17 protein-coding genes are annotated in these 18,746 nt (G+C 45.4%); 12 read left to right on the top strand and 5 right to left on the bottom strand.

Going from position 1 to position 18,746, the window contains the following annotated elements; translation table 11 throughout:
• Nucleotides 1-152 precede the first annotated feature (152 nt).
• Nucleotides 153-1,271 (bottom strand): adenosylhomocysteinase, encoded by a 1,119-nt coding sequence (locus AWH61_RS08050; protein WP_075176743.1) that lies wholly within the window; start codon nucleotides 1,269-1,271, stop codon nucleotides 153-155.
• A 105-nt stretch (nucleotides 1,272-1,376) separates the two neighbouring features.
• Nucleotides 1,377-3,125 (bottom strand): sensor domain-containing diguanylate cyclase, encoded by a 1,749-nt coding sequence (locus tag AWH61_RS08045; RefSeq protein WP_075176742.1) that lies wholly within the window; start codon nucleotides 3,123-3,125, stop codon nucleotides 1,377-1,379.
• A gap of 184 nt (nucleotides 3,126-3,309) precedes the next feature.
• Here AWH61_RS08045 and AWH61_RS08040 point away from each other — a divergent pair, with 184 nt between their 5' ends.
• Both AWH61_RS08040 and AWH61_RS08035 read left to right on the top strand, forming a co-directional pair.
• Nucleotides 3,310-4,242 (top strand): AEC family transporter, encoded by a 933-nt coding sequence (locus AWH61_RS08040; protein ID WP_044583767.1) that lies wholly within the window; start codon nucleotides 3,310-3,312, stop codon nucleotides 4,240-4,242.
• 212 nt (nucleotides 4,243-4,454) lie between these two features.
• The gene (locus AWH61_RS08035; protein ID WP_075176741.1) at nucleotides 4,455-5,483 is read left to right on the top strand and encodes an alpha/beta fold hydrolase; all 1,029 of its coding nucleotides are present in this window, start codon (nucleotides 4,455-4,457) and stop codon (nucleotides 5,481-5,483) included.
• Between the two features lie 124 nt (nucleotides 5,484-5,607).
• Here AWH61_RS08035 and pedF read toward each other — a convergent pair whose 3' ends face one another.
• From pedF to AWH61_RS08020, 3 genes are all read right to left on the bottom strand, one after another.
• Entirely contained in the window at nucleotides 5,608-6,105 is a 498-nt protein-coding gene (pedF, locus tag AWH61_RS08030; RefSeq protein ID WP_014950662.1) for a cytochrome c-550 PedF, read from the bottom strand.
• A 295-nt stretch (nucleotides 6,106-6,400) separates the two neighbouring features.
• Nucleotides 6,401-8,188, bottom strand: a complete 1,788-nt coding sequence (locus AWH61_RS08025) for a PQQ-dependent methanol/ethanol family dehydrogenase (protein WP_014977357.1) — start codon at nucleotides 8,186-8,188, stop codon at nucleotides 6,401-6,403.
• Between the two features lie 300 nt (nucleotides 8,189-8,488).
• Nucleotides 8,489-9,397, bottom strand: a complete 909-nt coding sequence (locus tag AWH61_RS08020) for a substrate-binding periplasmic protein (protein ID WP_075176740.1) — start codon at nucleotides 9,395-9,397, stop codon at nucleotides 8,489-8,491.
• A 184-nt stretch (nucleotides 9,398-9,581) separates the two neighbouring features.
• On the opposite strand from AWH61_RS08020, the gene AWH61_RS08015 reads away from it, so the two are divergent.
• The 10 genes from AWH61_RS08015 (at nucleotide 9,582) to pqqE (ending at nucleotide 18,728) form a co-directional block, all read left to right on the top strand.
• On the top strand, nucleotides 9,582-10,931 hold the full coding sequence (locus tag AWH61_RS08015; RefSeq protein ID WP_249922619.1) for a type 1 periplasmic-binding domain-containing protein: 1,350 nt from the start codon (nucleotides 9,582-9,584) through the stop codon (nucleotides 10,929-10,931).
• Nucleotides 10,928-11,911, top strand: coding sequence for a PQQ-dependent catabolism-associated beta-propeller protein (locus tag AWH61_RS08010; protein ID WP_075176738.1), 984 nt, complete (start codon nucleotides 10,928-10,930; stop codon nucleotides 11,909-11,911). The genes AWH61_RS08015 and AWH61_RS08010 overlap by 4 nt, the downstream gene beginning before the upstream one ends.
• Entirely contained in the window at nucleotides 11,902-12,624 is a 723-nt protein-coding gene (locus tag AWH61_RS08005) for a lanthanide ABC transporter ATP-binding protein PedB/LutE (protein ID WP_075176737.1), read from the top strand. The genes AWH61_RS08010 and AWH61_RS08005 overlap by 10 nt, the downstream gene beginning before the upstream one ends.
• Nucleotides 12,624-13,406: a lanthanide ABC transporter permease protein PedC gene (locus AWH61_RS08000; protein WP_049588477.1), complete on the top strand. Its 783-nt coding sequence runs from the start codon at nucleotides 12,624-12,626 to the stop codon at nucleotides 13,404-13,406. Before AWH61_RS08005 ends, AWH61_RS08000 begins: the two co-directional genes overlap by 1 nt.
• Complete coding sequence (locus AWH61_RS07995; RefSeq protein ID WP_075176736.1) at nucleotides 13,403-15,262, top strand: leucyl aminopeptidase; 1,860 nt, start codon at nucleotides 13,403-13,405, stop codon at nucleotides 15,260-15,262. The genes AWH61_RS08000 and AWH61_RS07995 overlap by 4 nt, the downstream gene beginning before the upstream one ends.
• Nucleotides 15,263-15,366: 104 nt before the next feature.
• Nucleotides 15,367-15,438 (top strand): pyrroloquinoline quinone precursor peptide PqqA, encoded by a 72-nt coding sequence (gene pqqA, locus AWH61_RS20330; protein ID WP_071953288.1) that lies wholly within the window; start codon nucleotides 15,367-15,369, stop codon nucleotides 15,436-15,438.
• A 72-nt stretch (nucleotides 15,439-15,510) separates the two neighbouring features.
• Nucleotides 15,511-16,431 carry a pyrroloquinoline quinone biosynthesis protein PqqB gene (pqqB, locus tag AWH61_RS07985; RefSeq protein WP_039225988.1) on the top strand — a complete coding sequence of 307 codons (921 nt, stop codon included), beginning with the start codon at nucleotides 15,511-15,513 and terminating at the stop codon, nucleotides 16,429-16,431.
• A gap of 2 nt (nucleotides 16,432-16,433) precedes the next feature.
• The gene (gene pqqC / locus AWH61_RS07980) at nucleotides 16,434-17,189 is read left to right on the top strand and encodes a pyrroloquinoline-quinone synthase PqqC (RefSeq protein WP_075176735.1); all 756 of its coding nucleotides are present in this window, start codon (nucleotides 16,434-16,436) and stop codon (nucleotides 17,187-17,189) included.
• On the top strand, nucleotides 17,189-17,578 hold the full coding sequence (gene pqqD / locus AWH61_RS07975) for a pyrroloquinoline quinone biosynthesis peptide chaperone PqqD (RefSeq protein WP_075176734.1): 390 nt from the start codon (nucleotides 17,189-17,191) through the stop codon (nucleotides 17,576-17,578). The genes pqqC and pqqD overlap by 1 nt, the downstream gene beginning before the upstream one ends.
• A complete protein-coding gene (gene pqqE, locus AWH61_RS07970) occupies nucleotides 17,568-18,728 on the top strand; it encodes a pyrroloquinoline quinone biosynthesis protein PqqE (protein WP_014980247.1) in 1,161 nt (386 codons plus the stop codon). Before pqqD ends, pqqE begins: the two co-directional genes overlap by 11 nt.
• Nucleotides 18,729-18,746: the final 18 nt, after the last annotated feature.

Below are 18,746 nucleotides of genomic sequence, written 5' to 3'. Positions count from 1 at the left end.
TATTGGAATGATCATCAGCCCGCCTTAACTATGAATTTATTAAAACGGGCTCACTGTACAACATTCAATAGGAATGTCGAGATAAGCAGAGGTGGCTAGACCTTTTGTACTGCGTACTTAAAGATAAACACTCTCTTATGATTTGCAGCGCTTTAAAGCGCACTTTTCCACGCAGCCTCTGGTAACAAGTACAAGCCTTTTTCGCTTTTTGCACCTTCATTCACGATAAAGCCGATGCCCGCAGCCATGACAGCCAAAGTTACGTCAAAGGCATTAATGCTGTCACCATAGCCCGCAGTTAAGTTAAACATAGAGCCATCGGCTAGAAGATACAGTGTTTTATCGCCCAGTTTATAGGCATTTACATAAGGCATTGGCTCACTGTGAGTAGCCTTGTTTTTAAGGTAAGGCACATCAATTTCTTGGGCTACATGGCCTACGTTTAAAATAAACGTTCCGTCTTTCATGTTGTCTAGATGACTCGAATTCACCACGCCATACGCACCAGTTGCTGTGGCAATAACATCAGCCTGGCTAGCCGCTTCATTTAAATCAACCACTGGCCAGCCGTCGTATTTCGCTTGAAGTGCTCTTGCTGGATCAAGTTCTGCAACTTGAACCTGTGCCCCGAACGCTTTAGCCGAGGCGGCAACGCCCTGCCCAACCAAGCCATAACCAATAACAACCACTACTTTTTCGTGCAGGGTTAGATGAGTGGTTTGGAAGAAGGTTTGCCATGCGCTTAAACCCACCATGTGCCTGTTGTGAAGCCCTTCTTTTACTGGTAAATCATCCCAGTTAAATATTGGATAGTTTGGCGCCATACCATTTAAACGGTTAATGCCAGAGCCCGTTGCTTCTAAGCCCGATACAATGCTCGGTACTGGTTTATTTGCTTTTATATTTTCGTGAAGTCGAGTTGTCAGATCAGCGCCCATTTCACACAAATGGGTAGGTTGCCACGCCAGCGCTTTATCGAATGACTCAGACCAGTCAGCCTCGCTCATATCACGCCATGCATGGGCCGTTGCACCTTTATCAACAAGGTAAGACACCACATCATCTTGCACTGTAGTGGGGTTACACGTGGTAAGAAAAATGTCGCATCCTCGTGAAAGTAGCCCTTCAACCAAAGGCGCCATTTTCAAATCTAAATGCATGTTGCAAGCAAGTTTAACGTTCGACAGATCGGGAAGTGATGCAATGGCATTACGAGTGCGCGGCATATGAAGGCTAGCCCACGCCAACTCTGCTTGAAAATCTTGGTACATGAAAAGGATACTCTGAGAAAATGAAAAGCAGAATCATACGTGAGAATGCTGTATTTATAAATCAGCTAGATACTTCCCTTTATTTCTCCTCTCGGTTATTTTCTCTTATTCTGAATCTTCCTCCCAAACCACCACTTTGTTTCGACCTTTTGCTTTCGCTAGGTACAAGGCTTGGTCTGACTGTTTAATGAGAACATTGACATCCTCTTCGCCTGGCGAGGTTCCTGCCACACCTATACTTACTGTCACTCGTATGAATTTGTTAATGTCGTGGGTGAAAAGGTGTACGCGGAGATTCTCGGCAATTTGCTTGGCGTAATGCACCCGAGTATTGGGCAAAAATACCAAAAACTCTTCGCCGCCCCAGCGAAAGGTAATGTCAGAGCCCCTAACTTGCCCTTTAATTTCTTCAGCGACTTTTTTCAGCACCTTGTCACCCATGTCATGACCATATTTATCGTTGATACCTTTAAACAAATCAATATCAATGAGCATAACCGACATGAACTTATTACTGCGCTTTCCCATCTCCCAAATAGGATAAACCAAGTCTTCAAAAGCTCGCCGATTATAAAGCGACGTAAGTGGATCGAGCCTTGCGTCACGCTCGGCGTTTCTGCGCGCTTGCTGTACTTGTTTGTAGTTAAATGCCAGTGAGATAGATAGCAAAGACATTTCCAACACCATACCGATTTCAATGCCTCTAAATGCCCATTTCGAGTATGGAATAAGCCCCCATGTGGCTAGACTCGACACCATCGCACCGCCGGTTCCGCATAAAATGGCTGGAAGGAAAAATTTAGCTAATGTGTCGCCATTACGGTAGGCAAAAATTCCTATCAACAACATCCAAATCGCTATTGTTGTTAAAACGGCAAGCTGCGACATCACCGCGAAAGAGCGACTTCCAATCAACACAATGGTGACAGCGAGTGCGCCCAATGCGCCATAGATATACTTCCTACAGCGATAGAGCTGTGGTAGATAGAGTTGGGTATTAAGAAACTCGATGGTGAATCTTACCGCACTGAACAAATACAAAAACATTAGCGCAGGCAAAAGCCACTGTTGAAGGAATATCGATTCTGACCAAAGCCACCAGAAACCATGACCGGTATAAGTGAAGTTAAATAGCAAAAACGAGAGAAGGTATAAGGAATAAAGCAGGTAGCGCCGTTCTTTGAGATAGGAGTATAGAACCAAGTTGTAAACCAATAAAATAACGAGTGCGCCGTACAACGCGCCATAAAAATACGCATTTTCCGTTGTCTTGTTTTTAGCAACTACTGGTGGTCCTACGTATATGGGGATCGTCATAGGATCTTCAGAGGAAAATCGAAAAACCACCAGCGTTTCAGGCTGGGTAAATCGATAGAATACAGAAGGCATTCGCGCGTTTTCAAAGCGAGCACTATGCACCTGATTATCACCAAGTTTTACATGACGCTTTCTTTGACCGTTTTCGAAAAAATAGAGGTCGATATCGTCTAGCCACGCATTATCTATTTCTATTTTCAGAGGAAGAAAAGGTACGTTTATTGGGCTATTTTTAGCAATACGAGTAACAAGAACACCATATGTATCTAATTCAACAGCCAACACCCCCCAAACCGTGTTACCAGTGAACCCATAACTAACGCGCCCATTAGTATTTTTTATAAGTGTATTCTGCTGATATTTAGTCAGGATGTCTTCAGCAGTAAGCTGACTACCTTCCTCGTAATACATCCACAGCTTGTCGTTAACTAACTGCATTTTATCTAAAGACGCAGTACTTTTAGCGTAAGCGTGAGAGAGCCCGCCCCACAAGCAATTAACTATTACAAAACCAATAAATAAAAGAAGTGCTTTCATACATCAATTCTTTTGAATAGGGGCTTTTAAACACAGGGCAAGCTTTTGTATCGGCAACCCTTTCTTATATAAATATTAAGTTACGCTTATCAAAACCGTTTGTGAATAGGTTAAATTCATCAATATTCTACAAATGCGTTTTTATGTTGTTTCGTTTCCACATGTAAAGGCTTACGTATCTTTTATGCTTAGTTTTATTACCAGCACGCTGATTCCTGTTTTGATCCTTCTGTTAATGGGATGGCTATTTTTTCGCATTAAATGGCTCAATGAAGGGTTTATAGAAGCTGGATCTAAACTGGTATTTAACGTTGCGCTCCCTGCGCTGTTGTTTTTATCGATAGCGCGAGCAGACTTTTCTAAAGCCGCCAACCTATCGCTGATAGGCGTTGGAGTTATGGGCACGCTCATTGTTTTTGCCGCTCTGATGATTACCTCTCATCTGACCGTGCATCCGTACAAAGCCAGAGGTGTGGTTGTACAAGGCGGTTTCAGAGCCAATATGGGCATTATTGGCCTTGCTTATTGTGCCAATACCTATGGGCAAGAAGGGCTTGCTGTAGCCTCGGTCTATATGGGGTGTATTACTATATTGTTTAACGTATTGTCTGTCTTTGTTCTTAATTTTTATCAAGGCACGTCGCGTTCTTTATTGGGTCAAGTTACTGGCATGGCGAAAAACCCGCTAATTCTTTCCATTGCTTCGGCACTACCCTTTTCCTATTTCGAATGGCAGCTTCCAAGTACACTGATAAAAACAGGGGAGTATTTCGCCCAACTCACACTACCGCTAGCACTTATCTGTACAGGAGCTTCACTACAGTTTCGCTCCTTTTCAAACGACTGGTTAAATATAACAATAAGTACAATAAGTAAGTGTGCCATCTATCCAATGGTCTTAGTTTCTATGGCCTATTTATTTGAGTTTAGGGGAATGGAGTTAGGCATTGTTCTTCTCATGGCTATTTCTCCCACTGCTGCTGCAAGTTATGTCATGGTAAGAAATCTAGGAGGAGACTACCGCTTAGCGGCTAGCATAATCGCGATAAGCACTTTATTGTCTCTACCTATCACTGCGCTTGCTTTTGGCTTACTCCATAAATATCAACTCGTTTAATTAAAAACCACGTACTTTTTCTTTATTCGTGCAAGATAATCACTTACTAACCCCAAATGTCTTATCTTTTTATCGCTACTAAATGAAATAAAATCATATACATCGCTGAGTTAAGGTACATCATCGTGTTTCAGCGATTGGTATTAGCTAGCGAACGCGATACATGCCATATTGTTTGTACGTATTCATGTTATTTCAACCGAGCTTCGTTTATGTATAGTTATGTTAAAACTGCGCTGGCTTACGGCATCATTTTCTTATTTTCTTGGCCTTCTGTTGTAACAGCACAAGAAGACTTGTCCTTTGATATGCGCCTTACTACGATGCCTTATCCGTTTGAAGTAAACCTATTTGAGTTAGCTTCCCAAGGACAACAGCTCGAAATGGCCTACATGTATGTACCCCCAAAAAAGGGAAAAACTGTAGTAACACTCTTTCATGGTAAAAATTTCAACGGCGCGTATTGGAAAACTACCGCTCAGCTATTACAAAGCCACGGCTTCGGCGTACTTATACCCGATCAAATAGGGTTTGGAAAATCATCAAAACCCACTCAATATCAGTACAGCTTTGCGACTCTAGCGAACAATACTCGGCAATTACTAAGTTCTCTAGGCATTGAAAAAAGCATTATTGTGGGTCATTCAATGGGCGGAATGCTCGCTACGCGATTTGCTTTACTCTATCCTGATACCAGTGAAAAATTGGTGTTAATTAACCCAATTGGTCTCGAAAATTATCTTCTTTATCAATCGTATACCGACATTGAAAAAGTTTATCAAAGTGAGCTAAAAAAGACCCCAGAAATGATAGTCAACTATCAAACAAAAAACTATTACGATGGCACATGGAATGACGCATTTGCGCAACACGCCAAATTTCTGCAAGGCTGGATAAATGGGCCTGATTGGACAACGTTAGCCAGAGTAAATGCGCTAACTTACGACATGATTTTCACTCAGCCCGTTGTAGAAGAGTTTAACGCCTTAACGCTTCCTACTGCGCTCATATTGGGCACACGTGATCGCACTGCGCCTGGTAGAGCAAACAAACGAGAAGGGGTTTCTAGAGAATTAGGTCGCTATGACAAGCTAGGTGGCGAAGTTAAATTACGAAATAACAATATTAATGTAATTGAACTAGAAGGATTGGGACATTTACCCCATATTGAAGATTTTGAAAGTTTTGCACCTGTTTTCCTAAAAACTATTGCCTTTACACACATGGAGCAGAAAAACTAAATGCCCCCGTTAAGCAGGCTAATAGATTGTTAAAGAAATATTTAATAATCAGAGTATTAGCTAAAATTAAAAGCGCCGGGTAACTCGACGTTAACCCGGCGAAAAAGGCGTAACAGACGTCGCCCTAATCTGCTTCGATCTCACCCTCTTCAATGGCCACAACGCGACGTGCTTCAACGTAGGTTTTAATAGCCCAAAGTGTCTCTTGGTCTAAGATAGGATCGGTTTGACCTTCAGGAATACCGCCAAGTGCAGGCATGCCTTTCGCCGAGCCAAAACGCAAGCGCTCAACGAACCATTCGTCGTCTTCAAAGCTTTCTGGGTCGAGTTCACGAAGGTCTGGGTTTATTCCGCCAGACTGCGCGTGCAAGCCGTGACAACCTGCACAGTTATTTGCATAAGCTGACTCACCGAACTTGATGACCTTCGTTTTGGTTTCTTCATCAAGGCTTCGATATGGGTTTTCAAACACCCAACCATTTTCAGACTCATCGCCATCAGTGATTGGCGGCATAGCTGAGCTATCTGCTCCTTGAGGGATAACATTTCCATGTGCAAGCACGTGGCCAGACAAGCCAGTTACCACGAGTGCAGCAAACAACATCGATATTTTTGTTTTCATAATTCATACATCCTCAAAAGACTATGAATTAAGTATACGTACGAGGAAATAAGGGGTAACTCTACTTTGGTTTTGAAAGGCTCCTCCTTTGGTAGGAGGCCACAATGATAGCCACTGAAAGCGCAAGCTTTACAATTGCTGCTTCAACGTTAGTGCTAAAGTCAGAGTCGAAATAACGCCCATAAGAATGATGAAGACTTACCTTGCCAACAGGTAAATGAATAGGTGAAGAAAAAAAGGCCAGCGCACCTAGGCGCTGGCCATGTATTAATCACTATTTACTGCTCAGCTAAGGTTAGTTTTTTGCCACCTGCTGATAGCGCTTGGGCAATTTAAACGTCCACACGGTGCCGCCTTGGTTGAAGTGCTTCACGCGTTTTGCAACTTCACCGCCCCATAATGGCACTGCGCCGCCCCATCCAGATAGTACAGAGATGTACTGCTCACCATCCATTTCCCATGTCACTGGAGAGCCAACAATACCTGAGCCAGTTTGGAACTTGTAAACCATTTCGCCAGTTTTGTCGTCAAAGGCCATCAGATAACCTTCAGGGTTACCGGTCCAAACCAGACCACCACCTGTAGTTAACACGCCGCCCCAAAGTGGAGAGAAGTTGTTATAGCGCCAAACGGTTTTACCTGTTTTGGGGTCAATCGCTTTAAGTACGCCGATAAAGTCCTCATTCACTGATTTAATGGTGAAACCAGCACCTAAGTACGCTGCACCTTTCTTGTAAGAGGTAGGCTCGTTCCAGATATCCATTTCCCATTCGTTTGAAGGCACATAGAAGAGTTCAGTATCCTTGGAATAGGCCATTGGCATCCAGTTTTTACCACCTAAGAACGCAGGGCGAGCGACAACCTGTGCACCTTGTTTACCATCAGCTGATTGCGCTGGGCTTCCTGGGCGATTTTCTTCAATGTAGATAGGTCGACCTTTTTCATCCAGTCCCTTTGCCCAGTTTAATTTATCAACAAACGGGAAGCCGCGGATAAAGTCACCGTTTTCGCGATTAAGGACGTAGAAAAAGCCGTTTCTGTCGGCGGTTGCCGCCGCTTTCACTGTCTTGCCGTTTTCCTGGTAATCAAACGAGATAAGCTCGTTTACGCCATCGAAGTCCCAGCCATCGTGTGGTGTGGTTTGGAAGTGCCACACAATTTTGCCTGTATTAGGGTCGATAGCTAAGCGCGACGACGAGAAGTAGTTATCGCCCGGACGTAGGTGAGAGTTCCACGGTGCAGGGTTACCCGTACCGAAGAATAGCAAGCCTGTATCTGAGTCGTAAGTGCCGCCTAGCCACGTTGCTGCACCACCGGTTTTCCATAAATCAGCAGGCCATGTTTTACCTGGCGCGCCGCCTGAAATACCATTTTCGGTTTTCTTACCGTCTTTCCATAAGTACCCCATGTGCCCTTCAACGGTAGGTCTAACCCATAGCTGTTTGCCAGACTTCGCGTCGTAAGCATACACTTTACCGACGATCCCGAACTCACCACCGGAAATCCCTGTAATGACTTTTCCGTCAACTACAATAGGCGCTGCAGTAATGGCGTAGCCCGCTCGGTAGTCTTCAACTTTTTTCTTCCAAACAGTTTTTCCCGTGTCTTTATCCAGTGCTACTAACTTGGCATCCAAGGTGCCAAATATGACCAGATTATCGTAAAGCGCAACGCCACGGTTTATCACGTCACAGCAAGGCATAATGCCGTCTGGCAAACGCGCTTCATATTGCCATAGCTCTTCACCAGTTCTCGCATCGATGGCCCACACACGAGAGTAAGATCCGGTTACATACATCACGCCATCTTTTACCAGAGGCTGCGATTCTTGACCCCGCTGCTTTTCACCACCTAATGAAAACGCCCACACGGGACGTACTTCTTCTACTGTATCGCGGTTGATGGCGGTGAGCGGGCTGTAGCGCTGAGCTTTCAAGCCCATTCCATACGTCACTACGTCATCAGTGGTAACGTGGTCATTTTGAATATCTTTGTCGGTGACAACAGCATGGACAGGAGTTAACGCACTTGCACAAACCAGCATAGATAAGGCAAGTTTTTTAATTGGCATATTATTATTCATAACGGTTCCTAGTTGCATGTAGGCCATAAATGGTCTGTTTCAGACTATTCGTTAGGATTAGCATAGCTAGGGGGGATGTCGATGCCTATGCAACAGCGGAGTGATTTGACTCCTCCTTTAGGAGGAGGAATGAAGGGCTATTTTCCCTTTTGTTTAACACCTTTACGCTTTCACGTCTTTTTAAACTAATGCGTGACTGATAACGGCGCTAGAGGTGAGAAGGCAATTGGCCATAGAGTTATTGCCTAATGTACTATCGCTATGAACGCTATTGGTCACATGCTTTTATACTGAATTATCTTATTCTGAACTTTCATTCCCCGCAAAATAAGGCGGCATCTCGTAAATAGTTTTGTATTTCTCAAATAACCGTTGCATATCACCCTCTACCACCATTCGCGTAATTACATCACCAATTTCATAGCCTAGTGCGCGATAATTAGTATGAACAGCAAGTCCTATGTCCCACTTTTGCTTTCCGATGAGCGGAAACGCGTTGCTTGCAAGGCGATATTGCTCATTATCAACAAACTGACTGAGGTAGGATATTTGCGAGCGCAATCCCATTACCGCTTCGACGGTTCCTGCTTTCATTGCGTCAAACGCTTCTGCGTTTGAGCCATAGTGCGATGTTTTTTCTCGCAATCGGCCGCCAAACGCTGACGTTAAGTAAAAGTGGGGAATGCTGTCTATTTCCGCACCAATCGTGTGATACTGAAACATGCCCATGGTTTCCACTTCGGGCAAGGTGTGCGTGTTGTGAATGATTTGCCAGCTTTCACGCTGATAAGGGGCAAACATATGAACAAGCTCATTAACCAATAAGCCCACGTCGTCACGTTTTTGAGAAAAACTGGGGTCGTAAGGCGCGCGCATCATCACATCGGCCTTAATGCGGTGGATAATATGGCCCTTCCATAGGTAATTTCTGAAATCGTCTTCTGTCGTTTCACCTGGTGTCATCCATATCAGTTCTAGCTCAACACCAAGGGCGCTCGCGATTTCACGGGCGATATCAATATCAATTCCAGTGGGGCTGTCGTTTTCAATAAATGAAAATGGAGGATAGTCGGTGTACACCGCAATTCTAATTAAACCGCTGTCTTTAATATCGTCTAACGATCTTGCTTCCCCGAACGCAGAAAGCGCAGAACCCGTTATCAGGCAGAGTAAAATGAAAATAACTCGAAAAGGTTTAACTAACTGCACAGCTTACCCACTTATTCAATCGAACTTCTTAAGCATACTAAGGGGTTAGCGTGATTTTACTAATGCTACTTTAGCGCCATAGCATTCCTCCTTTAGGAGGATGTTCTTCGGGAAAATTGCCATATACCCTTATGTCAGACAAACAGATATCAGCAAAAGCATGCAGCTGAGCTCGGGGTGGTATATGGCAAAGGGTGTAAAAAGCACGGTTGAAAGACGATTAACCGGTAAGCGTTATCAAAAGTGTGTAGCGTCACTTTTTTGCTGCGTTCTGTTGTCGTTTTTAAACAGCGCGCTCGCGTTTAATGAAGCGCAACCTTCACATGCTCAACAAGCTGCACCACAGGCCTCTTTTGCCACTATTGTGGTCATTTACATAAAAGTTGCAGGCACATCTCCACCAGGCACACCAGACTATTTAAAGTCCCCCAGCAATGAGGGGACAGCTGGCGCAAGTGTGGCGATAGAGGATGCCAATATCACGGGAAAATTTCTTGGTTATCAGTTTGAGTTAACTGAAATCAGTGTGCCTTCTATCGGCGAACTACAAGCTTCTTTAGCTAAAACACACCAGCACTCTAGATCAAGTGCTAACGCAAATCACAAAGAAATAAGCAGCAATCAGCAAGGCAACATTGCACCCGTTGTACTACTGGACATGCGAAGCAGTGATAAGGTAAAGGCTGCCTCAATTGAGCAGTTGATTGCCACTATACAACGCACGCTTCCTAATGCCGTATTTTTTAACGTAGCTAATAGCGATGATTTGCTGAGACAAAATTCATGTCGCCTGCCCTTGTTTCATACAATCCCCAGTTATCAGATGAAAGCCGACGCGCTAGCCCAGTGGTTTCGCACTAAGCGTATTGACGAGATATTTGCAGTTTACGGAAAAACCGCTGACGATGCTGCATACCTAGCCGCGTTCAAACGCAGCGCTAAGAAATTCAAGCTTTCACTTGTTGAAACTAAACAGTGGCAGGACAGTTTTGATTTACGCAGGGCTGCCTTTGCTGAAATTCCTCAATTTACGCGAACAACCGAAACCTATCAGGCTGTTTTTACCGCCGATAGCGCGGCGCAATTCGCGTATAGCCTACCCTTTAACACCTATTATCCCGTACCTGTGGTAGGTGCTGCCGGCCTAAAAGCTCTAGGTTGGCATTTTACCCACGAACAATGGGGCGCCCGTCAGCTTCAAAGCCGTTTTAACGACGGGTTTAACAGACACATGAATGAAGTCGACTTCGCCGCGTATCTTGCAGTAACGGCGGTGGCAAATGCTGCGCAGCAAGGAAGCGATTTAACGCAGCAGGGAATACTTAAAACCTTGCTTAGCGACCACTACACGCTGGGTGCCTATAAAGGCCGCCCTCTTTCTATTCGCCCCTACACCCACCAATTTCGTCAGCCTATTGCGCTGGCCCACGAAGACGCATTGGTGACTCATGCGCCCCTTGAAGGCTTTCTGCACCAAACCAACGAACTGGACACATTAGGCGCAACACACACTACCTGTAAGGACAAGTTATGAGCTATCGCTTTGCACTCTTGCTTGGCAGTTTAATGGCAAGCTTTGCCTTTGCACTTCCTCAAGCCTTTGCACTTCCTCAGGCGTATGTCACTAACGAAAAAGACAACACGCTATCTGTCATTGATATGACGACATTTGATGTGATTGAAACTATCGAGGTTGGAGAGCGACCCCGAGGGTTTATTTTAAGTGCAGACCAGTCCCACGCGTATATCTGTGCCTCTGATGCTGATCGCATTCAAATTATGGATTTGTCTACCCATTCCATAGTCGGCGATCTTCCCTCAGGTGCAGATCCTGAAACCATAGCATTACATCCTAACGGCACCACTATTTACACCGCTAATGAAGACGATGCCCTTCTTACTGTTATCGACATTCCAACCGCTCAGGTCATTTCTCAGATAGATGTAGGCGTAGAGCCTGAGGGGCTAGCTGTGAGTCACGACGGCAGCATGATGGTAGTCACATCAGAAACCACTAACATGGTGCACTGGATAGATACCAAAACGCACGAAAATATTGCAAATAGCTTAGTTGATGCAAGACCCAGAGATGCTCACTTTACCAAAGATGACAAGTACCTTTGGGTAAGCTCCGAAATAGGTGGCACCGTTAGTATTTTCAATACTGCTACTAAGCAAAAAGTGAAGACCCTTTCCTTCGCCATTAAAGGCGTTTATCGCGACAAGGTTCAGCCAGTGGGTATTGTGCTTATGAAAGATAAGCCCTACGCCTTCGTGGCGCTTGGTCCAGCGAATCGCATAGCGGTCATCAATACCGATACCTTTGAAGTGGAAGACTACATTTTGGTTGGGCGACGAGTGTGGCAATTAGCGTTTAACCAAGATCAGTCTTTATTGCTGACCACTAACGGTGTGAGCGGTGATGTTTCTGTCATCAATACCCACACGTTAAACGTAGAGCATACGGTAAAAGTGGGGCGATACCCTTGGGGCGTGGCGGTTAAATGGAAATAGCGGTTCAAGCAGTTTCACATCAGTACGGCAGCCACAACGCGCTGGACAATATAAGCCTTTGCCTAAAACCAGGCTTAACCATGCTGCTTGGACCAAATGGCGCAGGCAAAAGTACCTTATTTGCGCTTATTACGGGCCTTCAAAAACTCACGCAAGGCAGCATTACCTTTGATGGTGCTACCCTGTCTCAATCTCGCACAAGTATTATGGCGAAAATGGGCGTGGTATTTCAGCAAAGTACCTTAGATATCGACTTATCAGTGAAACAAAATTTGTCCTACTTTGCTTCGCTCCACGGCATAAGTACCACTAGCGCGCTATCTCATATTCAAGGCCTGCTCGACGAGCTCGATCTTACGAGTAAGCTCAACACAAAAATTCGCAACTTAAATGGCGGGCACAGACGTCGGGTCGAGTTAGCTCGCTGCCTTATTCACAAGCCATCTTTGCTGCTATTAGACGAGCCCACCGTTGGCTTAGACATAGAATCCCGTCATCTTATTTTGCGGGTAGTACAAGCGCTAGCTCATTCGCAAAACGTAAGTGTACTGTGGGCCACGCATTTATTTGAAGAAGTGAAGCACAACAACAACTTGATAGTCTTATCAAAAGGACAAGTGTTAGCCCACGACCAATGTGAAGCCTTGTTAGCCAAGTATCATCAACAAGATATTGAGCACCTTTGGCAGCATTTGATGCAGGAAGGCTCCTGATGTATTGGCGCTGTTTTGTGGGCGTACTTACCCGAGAGATGCTGAAGTTCTGGCAGCAACGCACACGCCTGTTAAGTGCATTAGTTCGCCCGCTGCTTTGGCTATTTGTTTTTGCAGCAGGGTTTCGTTCGGCCCTGGGTCTTTCAATGACCGAGCCTTACGAGAGTTATATTTTATACGAAGAGTATATTGTACCCGGGCTTGCCGCCATGATTGTGCTTTTTAATAGTATGCAAAGTTCATTGTCCATGGTGTACGACAGAGAAATGGGCAGCATGAAAGTACTGCTGTTAAGCCCGGTTCCCCGCCCTTTTCTGCTAGGCAGCAAGCTTATAGCCAACACCTTGGTAAGCGCTATTCAGGTGTACATCTTCTTTGCCTTTGCGCTTTTACTGGATGTACGCCTATCTGCGTTGGGATACGTTTATGCGTTGCCTGTTATTGCGCTACTGTCATTGTTTTTAGGTTCGTTAGGACTATTACTGGCAAACTATATTAAGCAGCTAGAGAACTTTGCCGGGGTCATGAATTTTGTCATTTTCCCGTTGTTCTTTCTATCAAGCGCCCTATACCCGCTTTGGAAAATGCGTGAGGCCAGCGAATGGCTGTATCAGATTTGCGCCTTTAACCCCTTTAGTAGCGGCGTAGAATTACTGCGATTTGCGCTCTATGAAAAACTCGAACACAACGCGCTAGCCGTTGTACTTTGTCTTACGGCTATCACTTTTATTTTGGCTGTTAGAAGCTTTCGCCCCAAAGCCTCAAAAGGGCGCTTCTCGTGATAAAAGCAAACCTAACCTGGGCTAATGAAAGCAATAAAGTTGAAACGTTAGACGATAGTGACTGCTTACTTATTTTAACTACGCCCGAGTTATTAGCGAGCCAACTCTTTCACTTTTCAACACCCGCTAAGACATACATTGAGCAGGTTTTTGACGATGAAGGTTTTGCAGGAAATAAAGGCCAATGTGTATTAGTACAAGGCCTTAAGGCGTTTAAAACAAGTTACATCTCAGACACTGAAAACAGCGGAAAAAACAAAATTAGCCAACAATTAGCTGAAGTAAAACGGGTACTGTTTTATGGTGTCGATTTTGCGCTTTTTGAAGCGTCAGATGCACCCAACGTCTCTAGCTGTGCCTCGACTTTATCTAAAACTAATGACCCTTCCATGGTTAACCGCTCAAGCTACGCTAGCGATTCAAACTCCGCGTTTTATTCGAAAAGCACTAGTGACTTGAAGCAAACTAACGCGCCAGCATTTCGCTACTTAGAACAGCAGTTCGATGCATTGTTTAAAAAGCTTAAAAGCTTGTCGGTAACCTTGGAAAAGCTGGCGTTAATGGCGCTTTCTACCACTGAAACAGCAAGCAGTGACCCTGTTAACACCATTGCAAGCCACTCACCATTTCTGAGTGCGCTACTTAGAAGCTATTTCAAGCACGGTTATCACTTTAAGGGCTATAAGACGAATAATCGTTCGGTTTCTAGCAGTCGAGCCCGCGATGGCAACAACAACGCAACTAGTGTTGAAAAAAACGCCGCAACTAATGAAGCAATTAACCAAGCAACTGATATTAGGGGCACGCTGTCTCTTGCATTAGATGCCAAGCATTTTAATAACGCGCAAAAGCGTCTCGTTTCACACACTATCCGCTATGAATCAGCCCTGAATGCCGCGATGACGTGGGCTAAAGATCTCGCCCACATGCCAGCCAACTTATGTACGCCAGATTACCTGGCCGAACAAGCTCAGCATCTGGCGCAAACCTTTAATACGGTGTCTTGCGATATACTCAATGAAAGTGCGCTAAAGCAGTTAGGCATGAACGGGTATTTAGCGGTAAACGCAGGTTCACAGTTCGCTGCCACCATGCCTATTCTTCGCTACACAGCCAAAGGTTTAGAGAATTCACCGCCAGTAGTGTTAATTGGCAAAGGTGTAACCTTTGACAGCGGCGGCATAACGTTAAAACGCAGCCCTGATATGCGCCATATGATTTACGACATGGCAGGCGCTGGCTGTGTATTGGGCGTCATTCAGGCGGTTGCCACACTGGGGTTAAATATAAATATTATTGGTATTGTGGCGAGCGCTGATAATGCGATTGATGGCAAAGCCTATCGCCCGGGTGACATCATTACTATGCACTCAGGAAAAACCGTGGAAGTCATGAGCACCGATGCAGAAGGGCGTATGCTTATGGCCGATGCAATCAGCTACGCGAAACAGTTCTCCCCCTCGGTTATTATTGATATTGCAACCCTAACCGGCGCGACCATTAGCGCACTGGGGCACAAAGCCACTGCACTTTTTAGCAACGCTCCAGCGCTTGAAAGTGCGTTAGTTGAAGCGGGTGAACTGGCTAACGACAGGTGCTGGCCTTTCCCACTTTGGCCAGAATATCAAGACGCCATTACCTCTCAGCACGCGGATATGATGAATACGGGCATAAACTCTCCCGGTGCTATTTCGGCAGGCTGCTTTCTCTCTCGCTTTGCTGACGGCACCCCGTGGGCTCACCTCGATGTGGCAGGAACCGCTTTTACCTACACCAAATCGTTATCGGCGACCGGCCGCCCTATCCCTTTGCTGTTATCTTACTTAAGCAGCTGCGCTATACAAAATAATCAATAAATCATCAAAATTCATGACAGTTCTCCTCCCTTAGGAGGATATCTGTTAACACATATTCAACATATACTCAGTCATGCGTTTAATCATAAAGAAGAGGAACAATTATGTGGACTAAACCCCAATACACAGAAATGCGCCTTGGTTTTGAAGTAACTCTTTACATCAATAACCGCTAGGCAACGCCCTCTGGGATGATGAACAAAAAGGCTGCCGATGCAGCCTTTTTTTACTTGTAGTATGGAGTAGTTATGCACGTATTGATTCTTGGTGCTGCCGCTGGGGGTGGATTTCCGCAATGGAATTGTCACTGCCCAAATTGTAAGGGTTTACGCGAAGGTAAAATAAAGGCGAAAGGCAGAACACAGTCGAGCATTGCTGTCAGTAGTGATGGTAAAAATTGGGTTCTCATCAATGCCTCCCCCGATTTAAGGGAGCAGATAAATAGCCATCCACAGCTGTGGCCCGACGCCCATGTGTCTCGCGGCACACGCATAAGCGCAATTGTGCTTACCGACAGTCAAATAGACCATACGACAGGCCTGCTAACATTGCGCGAAGGCTTACCCCTTCCCGTTTATTGTACCGATGTTGTGGCCGAAGACCTAACCACCAGCTTCCCGCTTTTTACCGTATTAAAACACTGGCACGGCGGACTACAGCAGCATTCAATTAATACCGATTATCATCAACGCTTTGTACCAAAAGGGGCAGAAGGCCTGACTTTCCAACCCGTGGTATTAGAGTCTAATGCGCCCCCTTACTCGACGTATCGCGACAACATTGTGCCGGGCAACAATATCGGCCTGAAGATAACTGACGACACCACGGGCAACGTGCTTTTTTACGCGCCGGGATGTATGCAGGCAAACGACACAGTAAAACAAGTAATGCGCGAATCTCACTGCGTGCTATTTGACGGTACGCTGTGGGCCAATGAAGAAATGATAGATCACGGCTTTAGCAACAAGCTGGGCACTGATATGGGACACATGCCGGTTAATGGAAAGGGCGGAGCCATTGCGCTGCTAAATGAATTTAACGTTAAGCGTAAAGTACTAATTCATATCAACAACACAAATCGCGTGCTTGACGAAGATTCCAGTGCTTATCACAGCCTGTGTGAGCAAGGCATTGAATTGGCTTACGACGGTATGGAAATTGAGGTGTAGTAATGACAGAAAACGCATGGTCTAGACAAGAATTCGAACAAAAACTGAGAGAAAAAGGCGCTTACTACCATATTCATCACCCCTTTCATAAACGTATGAATGAAGGACACTGCAGCGTTGATGAAATTCAGGGCTGGGTGGCCAACCGACTGTATTATCAAATGGCAATACCGGTTAAAGACGCGGCAATTTTAGCGAATTGCGAAGATCAATCGGTACGCAGAACTTGGATCCAACGAATTATCGATCACGATGGACGGGAAGGTGAAGACGGACTGGGCGGCATAGAAGCCTGGTTGCGGTTAGGCGAAGCGGTAGGCTTGAACCGCAGTGAATTACTTGATGAAACCCACCTGTTGCCAGCGGTTAAATTTGCAGTAAATGCCTATGTGAATTTTGCCCGCCGTGCGTCGTGGGAAGAGGCTGCCTGCTCATCGTTAACTGAAATGTTCGCCCCTGAAATACATCAAAGCCGATTAGATACCTGGCCTGGGCACTATACATGGATTGATAGTGAAGGCTTTACCTACTTTCAAATGCGGTTAAGTCAGGCGCGCCGTGATGTAGAGCATGGCCTGCAGATAACCCTTGACCACTTTGTTACCCGACAACAGCAAGAACATGCGCTCAATATACTGCAGTTCAAAATTGATATTTTGTGGAGCATTGCTGATGCCATTTGCTTTGCCTATGAATATAAGAGAAAGCCGTTTGATGGTATTGCCGACCAGCGGGTGTGCCATATAGGGAGGTTTTAATGATGTCGAATTTACAATCACAAACCGAGCACCACTTAGATGCTGATAGCGTCGGTGCTGATAACGTGGAAGATAACATTGAAAATAGCAGCAGTCACAACAACGAGGGCGGCCGCACAAGAGACAAAATAGCTTCTTTAAATCCGCTTTTTCGCATGCAGTACGAGAAAGCTCAGGGTTGTTATGTTTTGTTGTTCCCCGAAGGAATGATCAAACTTAATCCTTCTGCGGCAGAAATTCTTAAGCGTGTGGATGGCAGCAATACGGAAAATGCCATTTGTGCTGAGCTTCGCCAGGCGTTCCCTGATGCACCTGAAGATTTAGAAGAAGATGTTCATGCATTTCTGGTCCATGCCGAGCAAAAGAAGTGGATCCGCTATGACGAATAATACAGACGTTGATTTACAAACCGACGTACCAAATACCATAACGCCTCCGCTGTGGCTCCTAGCCGAAATTACTTATCAGTGCCCATTGCATTGCCCCTATTGCTCAAACCCAGTAAATATGGAAGAAACATTTAATGAGCTCTCTACTGAGCATTGGGAGCGTGTACTGCGTGAAGCGCGGGAAATGGGCGCCGTGCAATTGGGCTTTTCTGGCGGAGAGCCATTGCTTCGAAAAGACTTAGAGCACTTAGTCGCTTATGCGCGGGCTTTGGGTTTTTACACCAACTTGATCACCTCTGGCATTGGCATGACAGAAAAACGTATTGCCAAACTCAAAGAAGCCGGCCTTGACCACATTCAGCTGAGCTTTCAGGCAGCCAATGCTGAAGTCAACGACTTAATAGGCAACAAGCGTCACTCATTTGAACAAAAACTTAAAATTGCGAAGCTGGTAAAACAATACAACTACCCTATGGTGCTTAACTTCTGTATTACCGCGCAGAACATTCACGAAATAGAAGACGTGATGGCGCTCAGCGAGCAGCTGAACGCTGATTTTGTCGAGTTAGCTACCGTACAGTATTACGGCTGGGCCTATGAAAATAGAGACCATTTGCTGCCTACGTCACAGCAGCTACAGGAAGCTGAGGCCGCAGTGAACCGCTACCGCGCGCAGCAAAACGGTAAAGGGCCAACCTTCATATTTGTGTCGCCCGACTACTATGAATCTCGCCCTAAGGCGTGCATGAATGGCTGGGGCACAACGTTTTTAACCGTAACGCCAGATGGCAGTGCCCTTCCGTGTCACAGTGCAAAGATATTGCCCCTTCGTTTTCCTAATGTGAAAGAACGCTCGTTGCACGATATTTGGCACCAAGACTTTAGCTTTAATCATTTCCGTGGCGATAGTTGGATGCCGTCGCCCTGTAGGGACTGCGATGAAAAAGATAAAGACTTTGGCGGCTGCCGATGTCAGGCCTACCTGCTAACAGGTGATATGTATAAGACGGATCCGGTTTGCAGCAAGTCGCCCGATCACCATTTGATGAAAGGCATTACCGATAAAGCAGGTACTGCACCGTCGAAGGCACTACAGTATCGGAAGGTGGAAAAGCCGATTCCCATTCTAGAAGTAAGTGCTACGAGGTAAGTACTAGGAAATAAATGG

The sequence above is a fragment of the Alteromonas sp. W12 genome, assembly GCF_001924945.1.
Classification (GTDB): domain Bacteria; phylum Pseudomonadota; class Gammaproteobacteria; order Enterobacterales; family Alteromonadaceae; genus Alteromonas; species Alteromonas macleodii.
This window is presented reverse-complemented; position numbering and strand designations above follow the sequence as displayed.

Excerpts from the sequence above, each read along its gene's own strand:
- AWH61_RS08040 (WP_044583767.1), top strand. The coding sequence starts at position 3,310 with ATGCTTAGTTTTATTACCAGCACGCTGATTCCTGTTTTGATCCTTCTG.
- pedF (WP_014950662.1), bottom strand. The coding sequence starts at position 6,105 with ATGAAAACAAAAATATCGATGTTGTTTGCTGCACTCGTGGTAACTGGC.
- pqqC (WP_075176735.1), top strand. The coding sequence starts at position 16,434 with ATGACAGAAAACGCATGGTCTAGACAAGAATTCGAACAAAAACTGAGA.
- pqqE (WP_014980247.1), top strand. The coding sequence starts at position 17,568 with ATGACGAATAATACAGACGTTGATTTACAAACCGACGTACCAAATACC.
- AWH61_RS08025 (WP_014977357.1), bottom strand. The coding sequence starts at position 8,188 with ATGAATAATAATATGCCAATTAAAAAACTTGCCTTATCTATGCTGGTT.
- AWH61_RS08035 (WP_075176741.1), top strand. The coding sequence starts at position 4,455 with ATGTATAGTTATGTTAAAACTGCGCTGGCTTACGGCATCATTTTCTTA.
- AWH61_RS08005 (WP_075176737.1), top strand. The coding sequence starts at position 11,902 with ATGGAAATAGCGGTTCAAGCAGTTTCACATCAGTACGGCAGCCACAAC.
- pqqD (WP_075176734.1), top strand. The coding sequence starts at position 17,189 with ATGATGTCGAATTTACAATCACAAACCGAGCACCACTTAGATGCTGAT.
- AWH61_RS08015 (WP_249922619.1), top strand. The coding sequence starts at position 9,582 with ATGGCAAAGGGTGTAAAAAGCACGGTTGAAAGACGATTAACCGGTAAG.
- AWH61_RS08050 (WP_075176743.1), bottom strand. The coding sequence starts at position 1,271 with ATGTACCAAGATTTTCAAGCAGAGTTGGCGTGGGCTAGCCTTCATATG.
- pqqB (WP_039225988.1), top strand. The coding sequence starts at position 15,511 with ATGCACGTATTGATTCTTGGTGCTGCCGCTGGGGGTGGATTTCCGCAA.
- AWH61_RS08000 (WP_049588477.1), top strand. The coding sequence starts at position 12,624 with ATGTATTGGCGCTGTTTTGTGGGCGTACTTACCCGAGAGATGCTGAAG.
- AWH61_RS08045 (WP_075176742.1), bottom strand. The coding sequence starts at position 3,125 with ATGAAAGCACTTCTTTTATTTATTGGTTTTGTAATAGTTAATTGCTTG.
- AWH61_RS08010 (WP_075176738.1), top strand. The coding sequence starts at position 10,928 with ATGAGCTATCGCTTTGCACTCTTGCTTGGCAGTTTAATGGCAAGCTTT.